Origin of the sequence: Corynebacterium alimapuense (genome assembly GCF_003716585.1) — a bacterium.
GTDB classification, from domain to species: domain Bacteria; phylum Actinomycetota; class Actinomycetes; order Mycobacteriales; family Mycobacteriaceae; genus Corynebacterium; species Corynebacterium alimapuense.
This window is the reverse complement of the sequence record NZ_PTJO01000001.1, coordinates 64590-81337: the sequence shown is the minus strand read 5'-3', so window position 1 is coordinate 81337 and position 16748 is coordinate 64590. Positions and strand designations below refer to the sequence as shown.

Here is a 16748-nt window from a genome sequence, read left to right as displayed (position 1 = left end):
ACCGGCGTACATGGTCTTGAGCTGCGGAAAGGTCCAGAAAATGGTGATTGATATGCCATCTGGCAAATAGAATGCTGGGGCCGCGCGTTAGAGTAGGTGACACGTTAGGAACAAACGGTTAGGGGTAGACATGTTTGAACGGTTCACCGACCGCGCACGCCGCGTTATCGTCCTCGCACAGGAGGAGGCGCGCATGCTCAACCATAATTACATTGGTACCGAGCACATTCTGCTCGGCCTTATCCATGAGGGTGAGGGGGTGGCGGCTAAGGCGCTTGAGTCGATGGGGATTTCCCTAGACGCAGTGCGCCAAGAGGTCGAGGAGATCATCGGGCACGGCACTCAGCCGCATACCGGTCACATCCCCTTCACCCCGCGTGCCAAGAAGGTCCTCGAGCTCTCGCTGCGCGAGGGGCTGCAGATGGGCCATAAGTACATTGGCACCGAGTTCCTACTGCTCGGTCTCATTCGTGAGGGCGAAGGCGTAGCTGCTCAGGTGCTGGTTAAGCTCGGCGCTGATCTGCCTCGGGTGCGTCAGCAGGTTATTCAACTGCTTTCCGGCTACGAAGGTGGCCAGGGTGAGAACCCGGAAGCTACCCCGGAGCAGGATGCTGGTCCCGTTGGCGCTGGCGCCGGTGCCAATCGTGGCGGTCCCGCAGGTCCGGCCAACGCCGGAGATCGCTCCAATTCACTGGTCCTTGATCAGTTCGGGCGCAACCTTACCCAGGCAGCACGTGACGGCAAGCTAGATCCCGTCGTCGGCCGCGAGAAGGAAATTGAGCGCATCATGCAGGTGCTCTCGAGGCGTACCAAGAACAACCCGGTGCTCATCGGCGAGCCCGGCGTGGGTAAGACCGCAGTGGTTGAAGGCTTGGCCCTCGATATCGTCAACGGCAAGGTTCCCGAGACCCTCAAGGATAAGCAGGTCTACTCGCTAGATCTCGGTTCCTTGGTAGCAGGTTCTCGTTACCGCGGTGACTTCGAAGAGCGCCTGAAAAAGGTCCTCAAGGAGATTAACCAGCGCGGCGACATCATCTTGTTCATCGATGAGATTCATACCCTGGTTGGTGCTGGCGCGGCTGAAGGCGCAATTGACGCCGCCAGCCTGCTCAAGCCGAAACTCGCCCGCGGCGAGCTTCAGACCATCGGTGCGACCACCTTGGATGAGTACCGCAAGCACATCGAAAAAGACGCCGCTCTGGAGCGTCGTTTCCAGCCGGTGCAGGTTCCTGAGCCCAGCGTCGAACTGACTGTTGAGATCCTCAAGGGACTGCGTGACCGCTATGAGGCACACCACCGCGTTTCCATCACCGATGGTGCTTTGGTCGCCGCCGCGAACCTTGCGGACCGCTACATCAATGATCGCTTCCTGCCGGATAAGGCAGTCGATTTGATCGATGAAGCTGGCGCGCGCATGCGCATCAAGCGCATGACTGCTCCGGAGGGGCTTCGTGAAATCGATGAGCGCATCGCTAGTGTTCGTCGTGAGAAGGAAGCCGCGATTGACGGGCAGGACTTTGAGAAGGCCGCTGGTCTGCGCGACACCGAACGCAAACTCGGCGAAGAGCGCGCGGAGAAGGAAAAGCAATGGCGCTCCGGTGACCTGGATGAGATCGCGGAGGTCGGCAAGGAACAGATTGCTGAAATCCTCGGCAACTGGACCGGTATTCCGGTATTCAAGCTCACCGAAGAGGAATCCTCTCGTCTGCTTAATATGGAAGATGAGCTGCACAAGCGGATCATCGGCCAAGACGAGGCAGTTAAGGCCGTCTCGCGGGCTATTCGCCGTACCCGCGCCGGGCTGAAAGATCCCAAGCGTCCTTCCGGCTCCTTCATCTTCGCTGGTCCTTCAGGTGTTGGTAAGACTGAGCTATCCAAGGCGCTGGCGCAGTTCCTCTTTGGCGAAGACGATGCGCTGATCCAGATCGACATGGGCGAGTTCCACGATCGTTTCACCGCTTCGCGTCTCTTCGGTGCCCCTCCGGGCTACGTTGGCTACGAAGAAGGCGGCCAGCTGACCGAGAAGGTTCGCCGCAAGCCCTTCTCTGTGGTCTTGTTCGATGAGATCGAAAAGGCACACAAAGAGATCTACAGCACGCTGCTCCAGGTGCTGGAAGAAGGACGCCTGACTGATGGCCAGGGGCGTGTGGTCGACTTCAAGAACGCGGTGCTCATCTTCACCTCTAACTTGGGTACCCAGGACATCTCCAAGGCCGTCGGGATGGGCTTCTCGGGATCTTCCGAGACTGATACTGACGCTCAATATGACCGGATGAAGAACAAGGTCGACGACGAGCTGAAGAAGCACTTCCGCCCTGAGTTCCTCAACCGTATCGATGAGATCGTGGTCTTCCACCAGCTCACCCGTGATCAGATTGTCAAGATGGTTGACCTGCTCACCGATCGAGTGGCCAAGGCCCTGAACTCCAAGGACATGGGCATCGAGCTCACGGAGAAGGCTAGGTCTTTGCTGGCTCTGCGTGGTTTCGACCCAGTCTTGGGTGCACGTCCCTTGCGTCGCACGATTCAGCGTGAGATCGAAGACGTCATGTCTGAGAAGATTCTCTTCGGTGAGCTTGGTGCCGGCGAGATCGTCACGGTCGACGTCGATGGCTGGGATGGCGAGTCCAAGCAAGCTGATGGCGCCAGCTTCACTTTCACCCCGCGCCCGAAGCCGCTGCCTGAGGGTATGTTCTCCGAGATTTCTCCGGAGGCAGTCGAAGAGGTCCGCGATGTGGACGAGACTGTCGAGGATTTCGATGTGGAGGAGCTGCTCCCAGATACTACGAATGGCCCTGATGATGGTCCGGCCTCGGCCGGCGGCGCTCAGCCGCAGCCACAGCCGTAGCGTGAGCTAATCGGCCCCTATGACGAAGGTAACTCTCGTTATAGGGGCCGATTTTTCTATTTGAGATACGCCATCAGCACGGCAAGTGGAAACGGCCTTGCTCATCTTGTTCCGCGAGACCGTCGTTAATGAGGGAATATAATGCGCGCGAGCGCTGTGCGGGATCGGGCCACACCACATCGATGGCAGAAATCTCGACGGGCGATTCCGCGCCGCGGAGCACATCCATGATCAGTCCCCGGACTTGTCGGTCAGTACCCGCGAACTTTTGCACTCTACGCTTAGCTGCGGCTACCTCATCTGCGTGCGGCGCCGGACATCCGGCCTGCTGCCAAGCGCATTCCTGGGCAATGGGACAGGCTTTGCACTTGGGAGCGGTTGCAGTACAGACTACTGCTCCCAGTTCCATGAGTGCTGCTGAAAACTGCGGACCGGATCCATCTCCTGGCAGGATCGCGGCTACCTTGGTGAGCTCGCTTTTCGACGCCGTCCCCGCCAGATACTGCCCCTCTACCGCCCTGCGATAGACACGGCGGACATTAGTGTCTACTACCGGCACGTTCTGACCATAAGCGAAGCAGGCTACCGCTCTGGCAGTGTAATCGCCGATCCCAGGCAGTTTTAGGAGCTCATCGACGTTGTCTGGCACACGTGATTGGTGCAGTTCAACGATTTGTTGGGCGCAGCCGAGCAGGCGGAGTGCGCGGCGTGGATAACCGAGCTTTCCCCAGGCGCGCAGTACCTCATCAGGAGAGGCTTCGGCAAAGGCCTTCGGGTTTGGCCAGCGCGCCAACCATTGTTGCCAGATTGGCTCGACGCGTGCGACCGGGGTCTGTTGGCTCATGACTTCACTGAGCAAAATTCCCCAGGCATCGGTCTCGGGTGTTCGCCAAGCCAGTGGTCGGGAGGTGGTTTCAAACCAGGAAATCAGTTGCGGATGGAACATGAGGAATCAGTCTAGGCCAGCCCGGGGATACTTGAAGATCCGGAATCTGCAACAATTGTGTGCATGTTCACAAATGAAGACGCTACGCGGCCCCAAGATGTGTGGGATGCGCTCAAGATCGGTAACCAGCGCTTCGTTACCCATCAGCAGGAACGACCTAACCAAGACATCGTCCGACGAGCAGAGCTACGCTCTGGCCAGAATCCACTTGCGGTGGTTCTGGCCTGTTCAGATTCCCGTGTTCCCGTTGAGTTGATCTTCGACATGGGGTTGGGCGATCTATTCGTGGTCCGTACGGCCGGCGAAATCCTTGACCCAGCGGTCCTAGGTTCCATCGAGTACGCCATTAAGACCCTCGGGGTGAAACTTGTCGTGGTCATGGGCCACGAGTCCTGTGGTGCCGTCGCAGCTACTGCGGAGGCACTCTCGGGCGGTGTGATTCCCAATGGCCTGGAGCGCATCCTCATTGAGAAGGTTGCCCCCTCCATCTTGGAAGCGCAGGCTCGAGGGAAAAACACCACTCCTGACTTCGAGCGACAGCACATTATTGAGACAGTCGTGCAGATCAAAAGCCGTGTCCACGAGATCAGTGAGCGCATTGCAGATGGCACCTGTGGCATTGTCGGAGTGCGCTATTTGCTCTCCGATAGCTCGACGAAACTCGTCATTGCCGACGGTGTTGAGTAGACACGCGGGCTAATGGTACCCACTGGTAGATCATCCAGGTTTTAGAGTGGAAGATGTGAGCAACCGCAGCCCCCGTCGTCTCCCCAAAGAAATCTATGTTCGCCGCAGGATCGCGGCGCTCGTAGCCATATTGGTGCTCGTCGGGCTCTTATCTTGGGGCATGGTGGCCTTTGCCAACCGCAGCGGCGAGTCAACTCAAGACGAGAGCAACGCAGCTTCGGCCATTGCTACCTCCACCACGGTGACCTCTTCGGAGACATCTTCTGCGAGCTCTTCTACGAGTGCTCCCTCCAGCGAGGAGACCACTGAGTCAGAAGAGCCTGCGACGGAGAGCAGCACTTTGGCAGCTGCGGAAGCCGTCGGCTGTGAACTATCAGATCTGCAGATCGTGGCCACCAGTGACCGTTCCTCCTATGACGCAGACATGCAGCCTACGTTCTATATGACCGTCACAAATTCCACGTCATCAGACTGTGTCATCGATCTGGATGAAGATGTCCTACGCTTCGAGGTCTACCATCTCTCCGACAATCGACGCGTCTGGGCAGATACCGATTGCTATGCCTCAGTGCTCGACGGTGAAGAAACCTTCGAGGCTGAAGGTGAGCGGAGCTTCCAAGCAGTGTGGTCACGGCTGGGCTCAGAAGAAGGCCAGTGCAGCGATCGTGAACCAGTAGAGCCTGGCGCCTATTTTGTTCATGCAGTGATCGGGGACAACCCCTCGGATGCGCATACGTTTAATCTGAAGTGATGCTGCCGCCTAACAGTTAACTCATCAACATCGTCTTGGATATATCGCCCGCATAGGGCGCTTACCTGTCGTTCTGATATTGCTAGGCAGTGCCAGCTGACGGTGTTAAACGTGGGTTATTAGCTTGTGGCGGATGGCCAATTCGATCGAATCACCGATCTGTTGTCTGGAAACACTGGCAGATAGTGCTGATCGTCCGAATAGGATTACGGTGGAAAGCCCGCTCCTTTTGGCCCCGTATTTTGCTGTTTCTATAACTTTCCGCATGGTTACTGATCTTGCATGACTAGCAGTATGTGAGAAGTGCTGACGGTTATGTCAGATCGCTGTCATAATGAGTGCTTGAGACGAATGATCTGAGGGGTATATGGCCACTGAGAAAAGTGAATCAACGGGACAACTTCCAATGATGAAGCTGTCCCTTTTGGGGCTGCTACTCGTTGCGCCTTTCATTGCGTTGAGCGCGTCACCAATGAGCGACAACGCAGCGTTGTGGTTTTTTGGGGTGCTCCCAGTAATCATCGGGCTGTTCGGCGGTTCCCGATTAGCGTTCGGAGCGGCGTTGCTGACTCCCACGCTGATGGGTATTTCCTTGTTGTTGCGCGATTTTCCCCTAGCTGGTGCCATATATATGGCGATTGTCGGCGCAGCAGTGGGATTCTCAGCAATGCGAGGCTGGCATGGCATGGCATCATTTTCCGCACCACTGGCAGCTTTTGCGCTGATTGGAGCGCCTGAGGTCGCGCTAGCTTCCGGTACGGTTCCCGCGGATTCATCGTTTAGATCAGGGTTAGTAATGGTCGCTTTCATAGCTGCTGGTGGGCTATGGACGCTGTTAGTCGGCCGATACATCTCGGCGGAGCTAGAGCTACACCGACCGCCCAGTGTGTCTTTCCGCGTTGCGCGCTATTTCGCACTGTCTTTGGCCGGGATGGTCGGAGTTGCCACTTATGTTGACATGCAGTGGTTGCACTCGCCAGCTTCGTGGTGGATCATCTTGACCCTGTTCGTCGTTGTTCAGCCGTATTACGCAGCATCTGGCCGTCGGGTAGTCGCACGTGTGGTCGGTACGTTGGTTGGTGCGGTGCTGGCGTTGCTGGTCGTCGACCTTCTCCAAGACTATCCACTAGCAATTTCAATCGTCGCACTTGTCCTCACCATGGTTGCACCTGTGCTGAACATGAAGGCTCCCTATTGGGGGTATGTTTCGTTCCTCACCCCTGCAGTGGTCCTGCAGACTACCGGTGGTACCGATGCCATCGTCTCTGGCACGATCGAGCGTGCCGTATATACCGTCATTGGTGCCGTGGCAGCAATTATTGTGCTCACCATCGGTCATGCCGTTGTGATGAAGCGGTCTCGGACAAAAGAGGGCAGAAGTGCAGTTTTGCACGGATCGTGAGCCAGAGCTGAAGCCGATGAGCTCTATTCTCGGGAGACCAACTCAATTGCTTCTCGGAGCGTAGCTGGTTGAGATATTCGCATGCCCGGTACTGTCAGTTTTTCCCCGTGCGGGGCGATCGCATATTCGTATCCCAAGCGTGCTGCCTCCATAAGACGTCGCTCAAGGTTAGGCACTCGGCGAAGCTCACCAGCTAGACCTACCTCTCCAATAACGACAGTCTTGGTCGGCAGAGGGCGCTCATGCAGGCTAGACCAGGTGGCCAGGGCCACAGCCAAATCGGTGGCGGTCTCTAAAATCCGCATTCCGCCTACGGTGGCTAAATAGGCATCCTTGTCATGAGTGCGTTCACCTGCCCGGGCCTGCAACACGGCTAAGACCATCGGCACTCGGTTATTGTCCAAACCCGTGACGACCCGGCGAGGGTTCTTGGCCACTGGTTCCACCGTCAGTGCCTGGACTTCGGCAAGGATCGGACGAACCCCATCCATCGCGACAGTAACTGCAGAGCCGTCGGGAGTTTGACCCCGGTGGGAGAGAAATAGTGCAGAAGGGTCGGGGACCTCGCGGATGCCGCCGGCCGTCTGTTCAAAACAGCCAACCTCATCGGTGGCGCCGAACCGGTTTTTGATGCCGCGGAGCATTCGCAACGAAGACTGGCGGTCGCCTTCAAAGTTCAAGACCACATCTACCAAGTGCTCCAACACTCGCGGTCCGGCCACCTGGCCGTCTTTAGTCACATGGCCAACCAACATGATCGGAATGCCAGAAGTCTTGGCCAAGGTGGTTAATGCGGCAGTGACGGCACGGGACTGTGCGACTCCGCCAGCCACGCCTTCGACTCCAGCGGCGTGCATAGTCTGCACCGAATCGACGATCAATAATGAGGGTTTAATCTGCTCAACGTGGCCAAAAACCACATCTAGATTCGATTCCGCAGCCAGGAACAAAGCCTCTTTCATCGCATTGGTGCGCTCTGCGCGCACACGCACCTGGCCAGTGGACTCCTCGGCGGTGATATACAGCGCCCGCCTGGTTCCTCCGTCCTTGGTCGGTTGGCTGGCCCAACGGCTGGCCACTTCCAAGAGCAGGGTGGATTTGCCTACCCCAGGCTCACCGGCCATGAGCACCACCGAGCCGGGTACCACCCCGGATCCTAGAACTCGGTCGAGCTCGCCGATTCCCGATGAAGCAGAGGTGGAAGCGACGGCGTCTACCTTGGTAATGGGTATCGCGGTCGAAGCAGGGACCAGCCCACGGGGAACTGCACCGGATACTGCAGCTACTGCCGCGGAACCAGATTTCGGTGCTGCCGCAGATTCTATGAGTGTGCCCCAAGAGCCACATTCGGGGCAGCGGCCCAACCATTTAGGTGAGCTATAGCCACACTCGGAGCAGGTGTGGACGGAACGTGGTTTTCGGGCCATGGTTGCCACTCTAGAACGAAAAAGGCCCGGGACACACCGCGCTGATTGCGGTGGCCCGGGCTTAAGTCAGAGTGCTCTAGTGATCGTGATCGTGCTCAGAGTCGGGCATGCGCTCGTAGCTGCCAGAAGGTAGCTGAGAGGCGCCAACTGCAGCATCGAGCTCGAGGGTGCCACTGTTGAAGGTGAACACGACCGGAAGGTTGCCGCCGATGGCAAAGTCATCATTGTCGAGGCTGGTCTCGACGTATTCGATGCAGCCAGAGTCTTCTGCCTGCGGGAAAGAGTCCAGCTCTTCGGTGGAAGCGCCGACTAGCACGCAGTTGCGCTCTAGCGGAGAAGGAGCGGGATCCAGAGATACTGGGGTGCCATTGACCTCGATGGACTCAAGAACGATGCTATCCATGGAGACGTCTTGGTTGATCGCAGTGAATTTCAGCGCGGCTTCGCCAGACTCATAGACACGCACAATTACGTCCCGGACAGCGACATTGCCGTCTGCGGAATCCGCGGACGCGCCGTTGACGGGGGCAACCTGCGAAGAGGTCTGGGTGACCTGGCCTGCAGAGCAGGATGCCAGTGCCAGAGTGCAAAGAGCAGCGGCGGAGATGATGCCGCCGCGGCGAGCGGTCGCCTTCAGGGACTTCACAGGGGTGTCCTCCATTAGTTCATGGTTAGTTCTATCAGGAATCTACCCTAGTATCTTTTGCTGCTCTATACACAGTTCCCGGCAAACCTCTTAAGGTTTGCAGGGGGAGTCGGGGTTAACCAATGGTGTGATGGGGATGCCGATACTGATGGCGGGCGTCGATAATTGCAGGTCGTGAACATGATAGAATGCAGTGTCTAGTATGGGCTCGCCAGGGGATCAAACAGACCCCGCGTGATGGGCCATCAGCACCGCAAGGAGTGGGAATGGATTTCAAGGTCGGGGACGTCGTTGTCTACCCGCACCACGGCGCAGCCGTGATCGCCGATATCGAGCAGCGAGAGCTGAATGGGGAGGCACTTACCTACCTCGTTCTCGAGATCAACCAGTCCGACCTAGTGGTCCGGGTTCCAGCTAAGAATGCTGACAGCGTCGGCGTTCGCGATGTGGTTGGCGAAGCAGGTCTGCAGAAGGTTTTCGGTGTCCTCCGGGAGATTGACGTAGAAGAAGCTGGCAACTGGTCTCGCAGGTATAAGGCGAATCAGGAGCGATTGGCCTCCGGCGACGTCAATAAGGTCGCCGAGGTTGTGCGTGATCTCTGGCGCCGTGACCAGGATAAAGGTCTCTCTGCTGGTGAAAAGCGCATGATGGGCAAGGCTCGACAGATTCTCGTGGGCGAGTTGGCTTTGGCTGACACTGTCGATGAGAAGAAGGCCGATGAGATGCTCGCGCGAGTAGATGCCATTATTCAGGCTGATCCTGAGAACCAGGCTAAAGCCGCGGAAGATGCGGCCATCGATGTCGATCTTGATGATTTGACCTTCGACGATGACGATTCCGAGAACTAGCGGGACCTGATCGATGAGGGTCATCGCCGTGGTCGCGGCAGCCGGCCGTGGAACCCGCCTTGGCGCCAGCGTGCCGAAGGCTTTCGTACACCTTCGGGAACGCTCCCTTTTGGAGCGCTCCGTGGCGGCGATGCTCAATTCTGAAGTCGTTGATGAGGTTATTGTCCTCGTCAGTCCGGATATGGAGATCTTCGCTAGGGACCTGCTCCGTCGTGCAGGCCACCTCGATGCTCCTGTTCCCGTCCGCTTGGTTCATGGTGGCGGCGAGCGCGCCGACAGCGTCTGGGCGGGTTTGCAAGCGATCGTCGATGATGATGCAGTCGTCTTAATCCATGATGCTGCTCGGGCGCTCACCCCTCCGGGAATGATCGTCCGCGTCGCGCGCCGGGTACTCGGTGGGGCAGATGCGGTAGTTCCCGTTCAGCCAGTGGCAGATACCATTAAGCAAGTTGCAGGGGACCTGGTTACCGGCACTCCAGAGCGCGCAGGTTTGCGGGCGGTACAGACCCCGCAAGGTTTCAATTTGCGGGTGCTTCGAGAAGCTAACCGTGCCTATTTCGCGTCTGTCGATCCAGGCTTCGTCGCTACCGATGACTCCAGCCTCGTAGAATGGCACGGCGTCACAGTGGTGACTGTCCAAGGCGATCCCATGGCTTTTAAAGTCACCACTCCCATTGACATGATGTTGGCCCGGACTATTACGGACGAGGCTGAACCGACGATTTTTGAGGTGCCTAGTGAATGAACCCCTGATCATCCCTCGCGTCGGTGTAGCCACCGACGCCCACCAAATCGAGGCCGGTAAACCCTGTTGGATTGCAGGTCTGCTTTTTGAGGGGCAAGACGGTTGTGAAGGGCATTCCGACGGCGATGTCGTAGCCCACGCGATCGTCGATGCGCTCTTGTCTGCCGCAGGTCTCGGCGATCTCGGCTCCTTGGTCGGAGTCGGACAATCCAAATATGACGGCGTCTCCGGGGTGCAGTTGCTCAAGGAGTGCCGCGCATTGCTGGAAGCCGAAGGGTTCACGATCGGTAACGCCGCAGCTCAACTGGTCGGTCAAAGTCCCAAGATGGGGCCACGTCGCCAGCAGGCTCAAACAGTGCTCTCGGGTGTCTTGGGTGCGCCAGTGTCGGTTGCCGCCACCACCACTGATTATCTGGGATTTACCGGACGCAGTGAAGGTCGCGCTGCCGTGGCAACCGCGTTGGTCTGGAAGCGCAACTAACCTCGGCGAGGAATAGAGTGGTTGGTATGGAGATCCTGATCTATCCAGCTGCGCAAGTAGTCGCGCGCGCCGCGGCTGAGATGATCGGATTGTCTGCCCAGCGAGGTGCAACGCTTGGCCTAGCTACCGGTGCCACCCCGCTCCTGACCTATCAGGAGCTCATCGCCAGCTACCGCCGTGGAGAGCTCAGCTTTGCACAGTCGAAGGCCTTCTTGCTCGATGAATACGTTGGTTTGGCGCCCAATCATCCCCAGAGCTATCACCAGACAATTCGTGAGGTATTTACCTCGCATATCGACATCGATGATTCGGCAGTCCACAGTCCAGATGGCGCTGCGGAACGACCCTGGGAACAAGCACAAGAATATGAGCAGTTGATCATCGATGCTGGGGGGATAGATCTGCAATTGCTAGGTTTGGGCACCAACGGGCATATCGCTTTTAACGAACCTGCAACCTCGTTGAGCTCAACTACCAGGATTGAGACTCTGCACCCACAGACCGTGGCAGATAATGCTCGCTATTTCTCCTCCGTAGCCGAGGTGCCCACCCACGCTATTACTCAAGGGTTGGGCACTATTTTGCGCTCCGGCCATGCGCTGTTGCTGGCGACTGGAAAAGCTAAAGCAGAGGCTGTTGAACGCTTAGTTGAAGGACCGCTGAGTGCATCCTGTCCAGCGTCGGTACTGCAGCTGCACCCCCATGCCACGATCATTGTCGATGAGGCAGCTGCAGCCGGACTAGCCAACCTTGATTACTACCGCTACGTCCAGACTCACCGGCCGGACTGGCAGGGGGCCGACGGGTTGCCGCGCCTAGTCTAGACTTGGCAAGCGTGACTCTACGCATCTTTGATACCGCCAGCCGGTCGCTCCGTGACTTCGTTCCTGTACGTGAAGGCCACGCCTCGATCTACGTCTGTGGAGCAACTCCGCAGGCACAACCCCACATTGGTCACGTGCGCTCTGGGGTAGCTTTCGATATTCTACGTCGCTGGCTGCTCGCTAAGGGCCTTGATGTTGCTTTCGTCCGTAATGTGACCGATATCGATGACAAGATTCTCACCAAGGCAGCTGAGAATGGTCGGCCCTGGTGGGAATGGGTTAGCACCCATGAGCGCCATTTCACCTCGGCTTATGACCAACTTGGTGTGCTCCCGCCATCGGTGGAGCCGAGGGCAACAGGGCACGTCACTCAGATGGTCACCTACATGCAAAGGCTCATCGACAACGGTTTTGCCTATGTCGTCGATGGTTCCGTCTATTTTGACGTCGCGGCGTGGACTGCCTCCGAGGGGTCTGACTACGGCTGCTTATCCGGCAACCGAATCGAAGAGATGGAACAGGGAGAGTCTGCCACCGCCAGCAAACGTTCCCCGCAGGACTTCGCTTTATGGAAGGCGGTCAAGCCGGGTGAACCTACGTGGCCTACCCCGTGGGGAGCAGGTCGGCCCGGCTGGCACTTGGAGTGCTCGGCGATGGCGACCTGGTATCTCGGAGAGACCTTTGATATTCATGGTGGTGGCCTAGACCTCCAGTTCCCGCATCACGAGAACGAGATTGCGCAGGCACACGCGGCGGGTGACCACTTCGCTAACTACTGGATGCACAATCACTGGGTCACCATGGCCGGCGAGAAAATGTCCAAATCCCTGGGCAACGTGTTGTCAGTTCCGCACATTTTGACCCTGGTTCGACCAGTTGAACTGCGCTACTACCTAGGCTCCGCACACTATCGCAGTGTGCTGGAGTACTCTGATAGCTCACTGCAGGAGGCTGCCGCCGGATACCGTCGCATTGAGGATTTCCTTGATCGCGTGGGACCGGTGGACATCGGCCACTGGACGGATGCCTTCGAGGCCGCCATGGACGACGACATTGCCGTCCCCAGGGCGCTCGCCGAGATTCATGGGGCCGTTCGCGCCGGCAATATCGCCCTCGCCGAGGGCTCATCGGAAGATGCCGCCAAGATCGCTGCTAGCGTCCGCGCTATGACTGCGGTGCTCGGCATTGATCCGCAGGCGCCGCAGTGGGCGCAGGGAGCGTCGACAAGCGAAGAGGTCACCAAGGCACTCGACGTCCTCGTTGGCTCCGAATTGGAACGACGGGCCACCGCCCGCACCGACCGTGATTGGCCTACTGCAGATGCCGTCCGTGACCGACTCACGGCCGCTGGCATCGAGGTCAGTGACACTCCCGACGGCCCGCAGTGGTCGTTCAACATACAGAAGAACTGAGGAAGACAATGCCAGGATCCGGCAGGCACGGCAGCGTGCGCAAAACCAACAAAAAGGGCGCAGTAAAGGGCTCCGGCGGACAGCGTCGCCGTGGACTAGAGGGCAAGGGCCCTACTCCTAAAGCAGAGGACCGCACTTACCACACCGCTCATAAGCGCAAGAAAGAATCTGAGCGTCGCGACCGCGGTCGCCACGTTAAGGAAGACACCAACGAGGTAGTCGTCGGCCGTAACCCGGTCGTGGAATGCTTGCATGCCAAGGTTCCGGCTTCTGCTCTCTTTGTTGCAGAGGGAACTGGCAGCGATGATCGCCTCTCCGAGGCCGTCAACATTGCCGCTACTCGGGGCATCCCCACCATTGAGGTGCCCCGCCATGAACTGGATAAGATGACCGGAAATGGTCTTCACCAGGGCATCGGCCTGCAGATTCCGCCGTACAAGTACAGCGATGTCCACACTCTGATCCGGGATGCAGCAGATAATGCGCAGCCGGGCATGTTCGTCGTGCTGGATAACATTACTGATCCCCGCAACCTCGGCGCGGTTATCCGCTCCGTCGCTGCTTTCGGCGGCAACGGCGTGGTCATCCCTGAGCGTCGCTCGGCAAGCATCACTGCTGTTACCTGGCGTACCTCCGCTGGAACTGCTGCTCGGCTGCCAGTCGCGCGAGAGACCAACTTGACCCGGACGCTCAAGGAATTCCAACAAAACGGCTACCAGGTCGTCGGCTTGGATGCCGGTGGCGAGCACACCCTTGATACCTACAAAAATGGCGCCGATCCCGTAGTCATCGTCGTCGGTTCTGAGGGCAAGGGCATCTCACGGTTGGTCCGCGAGACCTGTGATGTGATTATGTCTGTGCCGATGACCGGTTGGGTTGATTCACTCAACGCCTCCGTGGCAGCTGGTGTGGTGCTCAGTGAGTTTGCACGTCAGCGCCGAGCAGCAGGCCAATAAGTCACCAACCGAAGAACCCGGCCACCACATCTGCCGCGACGATCGTGGTGGTGCCCGGGCCGATGTGGGCGGGCACCACATGCCCCATCCCTTCGATACTCCATAGCTGCACAGAGGGTTTTCCTTCTTGTGCCCACGTATCTACGGTGACCCCCTCTTGGGAGTCGTCCACCGTGTGATCAGCTTGGCTAAGCCCGTTGCAGTTGGCGAAGTATTCGGCTGAGTCCATCGCCGAGACCAAGAGCCCTCGCGAGTGCGCTCGGTCTAGCCCAGCCTCGCCACCTTCGTATTTGACGATGTGGTCGCCGGTGCCATGAATAGCCAGGTAGGGAGTTGCCACGTCGGCGTCCCCGATCTCCGGTGCCAGGTTGTCTGGGGTGGGCATCGTGGCGGCGAAGGTAGCGGCACCTGCAAGCATTCCAGGGGCGTCGTGGAGGAGGCGGATGACCATCTGCCCACCATTGGAGTAACCGCAGGCGAATACCCGGGTGGAATCGATGCTGCGCTGCTCGATCAACCAAGAGATCATTTCGCGAGTGAACCCGACATCGTCGATTCCCAAGTCACGGGTCTTTTCGTGGAGCAAGCGACGAGAATCATTGAAATGGCGGTCTACTCCATCGGGGTAGACCAAAACGATTCCGGCGCGAGCTGCCATGTCGTCGAAGGTATGGCCGGTGAAGTTTCTAGCGACATTGCCCGTCTGCAGGGATCCATGAAAGTAGAACAACACCCCCGGGTTTTCCGGTAGATCTTTGGGGGTGATGACGTTGAAGGTTCGGTTGCGGCCCCGGTGCCTTAGGGTTACCCGCTCGAACGAATGCTTTTCCGGTTCTCTCACGGATGTCATTCTAGCCTTGAGAGAGCCTGATACATTCGATTTCATGGTCAAACACGTCCGCACCCGTGGCACTCTGGCGTCTCTTGCCGCTGAGCTGGGAGTATCTCGGACTACCGTCTCGAATGCCTATAACCACCCCGACCAGCTTTCTGCCCACACCAGGCAACGAATCCTGGAAGCGGCTACTGCTCGGGGCTATCCCGGTCCAGATCCGATGGCGCGTTCCATGCGAACTCGTCGGGTAGGGGCCATCGGAGTTTTGCTGACTGAGCACTTGTCATATGCCTTCGAAGATGTTGCCTCAGTAGATTTTCTCGCTGGGCTGACCGAATCTACCTATGGCACAGACTCCGCGTTGACGATGATTCCGGCTGGGCCAGAATCAGGGGAGGACTTGGTGGCTGCCAACGCTCTACTCGGCCGGGCTGTAGTCGATGGTTTTGTTGTTTATTCGGTTGCTCAAGATGATGCTCATCTGGCTGCAGCTCGTGCGCGACAGCTCCCGCTGGTCATCTGTGATCAACCGACGGATGTGGCGGACCTGCCTTTTGTTGGTATTGATGATCGAGCCGCCATTCGTCCTGCGGCCTGCGCGCTGCTGGAAGCGGGGCATCGTCGGATTGGGATTCTCTCTATCCGCCTCAATCGCATTCGCTTGGATGGCCTTGTAGACCACAGCACTTTGCCGGGTGCTGACCTCCACGTCCAGCGTGCCAGGATCCAAGGTGCCCTAGATGAGTTCGCGGAGGCTGGCATAGCTCCGGAGACGGTGCCAGTGATTACCCGCCACATCAATGATCGCCCAAACTCCGTTGATGCCGCTCGTGAGCTATTAGAGACCTACCCTGATCTCACAGCGGTGTTATGCACCACTGATTCAATGGCTTTTGGTGTGATGGAGTACGCCGAAAGTCGTGGAATTTCCGTGCCGGAGGATCTCTCTATTACCGGTTTTGACGGTATCCGAGATGCCCTTTATCGAGGGTTGACCACCGTTATCCAGCCCAATCGGGCCAAGGGGGCAGCGGCTGGTCGCCTACTCCAAGAACTAATCGACGCCCGCGTCACCGATGCCCCCGCTAGCGCGCAGGAGGAGACCATCCGGCAAATCCTGCCGACTACCTTCCATCCAGGAACCACGGTGAGTTTCCCGCGTTCGGGGAGTGTGGTTTAGCTTTCAGCTGCGAGATACTCGGCTCGCTTCTGCGCGAGCAGAGCAAATAGCTCTGCTACTGCATCGGTGTCGGCCACACGCAGTTGGGCAGCGGTGTCACCGGGACCGACTTTGACACCTAGATCCCCGGCTTCGAGGGCACGGAAGCCGTCTTCGTCGGTGGTGTCATCGCCAATGAAGATGGTTCGGCTGGGCTGAAGGCGTTGCCGTTCTGCCGAAATCCAGGTGCCCTTAGTGACCTCTGCGACGGAGAATTCCACGATGTTTTTGCCGAGGTTTAGACGCGCGCCAGCCGGATCGATGGCTGCTGCTTTTTCCAATAGTGCTTGTGCAGCGGCGGGATCCTCGGCGGCAACCCGAGCGATATGGACGACGCGTTGGAACGGCTTGTATTCCAATAGCGCCGCGGGGTGTAGCGCCACGATGGGGTTGAGTTCCTGCTCTAGGTAGGCCAGTAGTGAGCGCATCTCATCGGTTAGTTCTACTCCGTGATCGGTGGACTCTGCACCGTGGGAACCTGCGAGAATGACTGGCTCACGGAGTACACAAACTTCCCTGAGCCCCTCGAGGTGCCGACCGGAAAGGACCGCGACGTTGGTACGCGGAAGCTGGGACAGCTGTGCGAGAGCGGCGACGGAAACTTGGTTGACGGGTACCCCGTAGATGTCGGTGGTCAGCCCAGCCACCGTGCCATCAAAGTCCGAGATAACTAGAAGGTGTTCACAGGTTGCCAGATCAGCGAGAGTGGTAGACATGCCCC

Annotated in this window: 16 protein-coding genes; 11 read left to right on the top strand and 5 right to left on the bottom strand. The window is 58.1% G+C overall.

Annotated elements, in window-relative coordinates; all coding sequences use genetic code 11:
* The first annotated feature begins 130 nt into the window (after nt 1–130).
* Nucleotides 131–2848, top strand: coding sequence for an ATP-dependent Clp protease ATP-binding subunit (locus C5L39_RS00410; RefSeq protein ID WP_123046919.1), 2718 nt, complete (start codon nt 131–133; stop codon nt 2846–2848).
* A 73-nt stretch (nt 2849–2921) separates the two neighbouring features.
* Here the strand turns inward: C5L39_RS00410 and C5L39_RS00405 are convergent, their stop codons facing one another.
* A complete protein-coding gene (locus C5L39_RS00405) occupies nt 2922–3794 on the bottom strand; it encodes an HhH-GPD family protein (protein ID WP_123046918.1) in 873 nt (290 codons plus the stop codon).
* Between the two features lie 63 nt (nt 3795–3857).
* Here C5L39_RS00405 and C5L39_RS00400 point away from each other — a divergent pair, with 63 nt between their 5' ends.
* The 3 genes from C5L39_RS00400 (at nt 3858) to C5L39_RS00390 (ending at nt 6634) form a co-directional block, all read left to right on the top strand.
* Nucleotides 3858–4481 (top strand): carbonic anhydrase, encoded by a 624-nt coding sequence (locus C5L39_RS00400; RefSeq protein ID WP_123046917.1) that lies wholly within the window; start codon nt 3858–3860, stop codon nt 4479–4481.
* Nucleotides 4482–4536: 55 nt separating this feature from the next.
* Nucleotides 4537–5232 (top strand): hypothetical protein, encoded by a 696-nt coding sequence (locus C5L39_RS00395; protein ID WP_123046916.1) that lies wholly within the window; start codon nt 4537–4539, stop codon nt 5230–5232.
* A gap of 472 nt (nt 5233–5704) precedes the next feature.
* On the top strand, nt 5705–6634 hold the full coding sequence (locus C5L39_RS00390) for an FUSC family protein (RefSeq protein ID WP_165857936.1): 930 nt from the start codon (nt 5705–5707) through the stop codon (nt 6632–6634).
* Nucleotides 6635–6657: 23 nt separating this feature from the next.
* Here C5L39_RS00390 and radA read toward each other — a convergent pair whose 3' ends face one another.
* Nucleotides 6658–8061, bottom strand: coding sequence for a DNA repair protein RadA (gene radA / locus C5L39_RS00385; RefSeq protein WP_123046914.1), 1404 nt, complete (start codon nt 8059–8061; stop codon nt 6658–6660).
* Between the two features lie 76 nt (nt 8062–8137).
* Entirely contained in the window at nt 8138–8722 is a 585-nt protein-coding gene (locus C5L39_RS00380) for a hypothetical protein (RefSeq protein ID WP_123046913.1), read from the bottom strand.
* A gap of 251 nt (nt 8723–8973) precedes the next feature.
* Here C5L39_RS00380 and C5L39_RS00375 point away from each other — a divergent pair, with 251 nt between their 5' ends.
* The 6 genes from C5L39_RS00375 to rlmB are packed head-to-tail and all read left to right on the top strand — an operon-like array spanning nt 8974 to nt 13973.
* Nucleotides 8974–9555, top strand: coding sequence for a CarD family transcriptional regulator (locus C5L39_RS00375; RefSeq protein WP_123046912.1), 582 nt, complete (start codon nt 8974–8976; stop codon nt 9553–9555).
* A 13-nt stretch (nt 9556–9568) separates the two neighbouring features.
* Nucleotides 9569–10300, top strand: coding sequence for a 2-C-methyl-D-erythritol 4-phosphate cytidylyltransferase (ispD, locus tag C5L39_RS00370; protein WP_123046911.1), 732 nt, complete (start codon nt 9569–9571; stop codon nt 10298–10300).
* A complete protein-coding gene (gene ispF / locus C5L39_RS00365; RefSeq protein ID WP_123046910.1) occupies nt 10293–10781 on the top strand; it encodes a 2-C-methyl-D-erythritol 2,4-cyclodiphosphate synthase in 489 nt (162 codons plus the stop codon). Before ispD ends, ispF begins: the two co-directional genes overlap by 8 nt.
* Nucleotides 10782–10807: 26 nt before the next feature.
* A complete protein-coding gene (nagB, locus tag C5L39_RS00360) occupies nt 10808–11605 on the top strand; it encodes a glucosamine-6-phosphate deaminase (RefSeq protein ID WP_123046909.1) in 798 nt (265 codons plus the stop codon).
* An 11-nt stretch (nt 11606–11616) separates the two neighbouring features.
* Entirely contained in the window at nt 11617–13017 is a 1401-nt protein-coding gene (cysS, locus tag C5L39_RS00355; protein WP_123046908.1) for a cysteine--tRNA ligase, read from the top strand.
* Between the two features lie 8 nt (nt 13018–13025).
* Nucleotides 13026–13973: a 23S rRNA (guanosine(2251)-2'-O)-methyltransferase RlmB gene (gene rlmB / locus C5L39_RS00350; RefSeq protein WP_123046907.1), complete on the top strand. Its 948-nt coding sequence runs from the start codon at nt 13026–13028 to the stop codon at nt 13971–13973.
* 1 nt (nt 13974) lies between these two features.
* Here the strand turns inward: rlmB and C5L39_RS00345 are convergent, their stop codons facing one another.
* The gene (locus tag C5L39_RS00345; RefSeq protein ID WP_245974824.1) at nt 13975–14814 is read right to left on the bottom strand and encodes a CE1 family esterase; all 840 of its coding nucleotides are present in this window, start codon (nt 14812–14814) and stop codon (nt 13975–13977) included.
* Nucleotides 14815–14857: 43 nt separating this feature from the next.
* Here C5L39_RS00345 and C5L39_RS00340 point away from each other — a divergent pair, with 43 nt between their 5' ends.
* A complete protein-coding gene (locus C5L39_RS00340; protein WP_123046905.1) occupies nt 14858–15988 on the top strand; it encodes a LacI family DNA-binding transcriptional regulator in 1131 nt (376 codons plus the stop codon).
* On the opposite strand, the gene otsB is transcribed toward C5L39_RS00340, so the two are convergent.
* The gene (gene otsB, locus C5L39_RS00335; protein WP_123046904.1) at nt 15985–16743 is read right to left on the bottom strand and encodes a trehalose-phosphatase; all 759 of its coding nucleotides are present in this window, start codon (nt 16741–16743) and stop codon (nt 15985–15987) included. The genes C5L39_RS00340 and otsB overlap by 4 nt on opposite strands.
* Between the last annotated feature and the right edge of the window lie 5 nt (nt 16744–16748).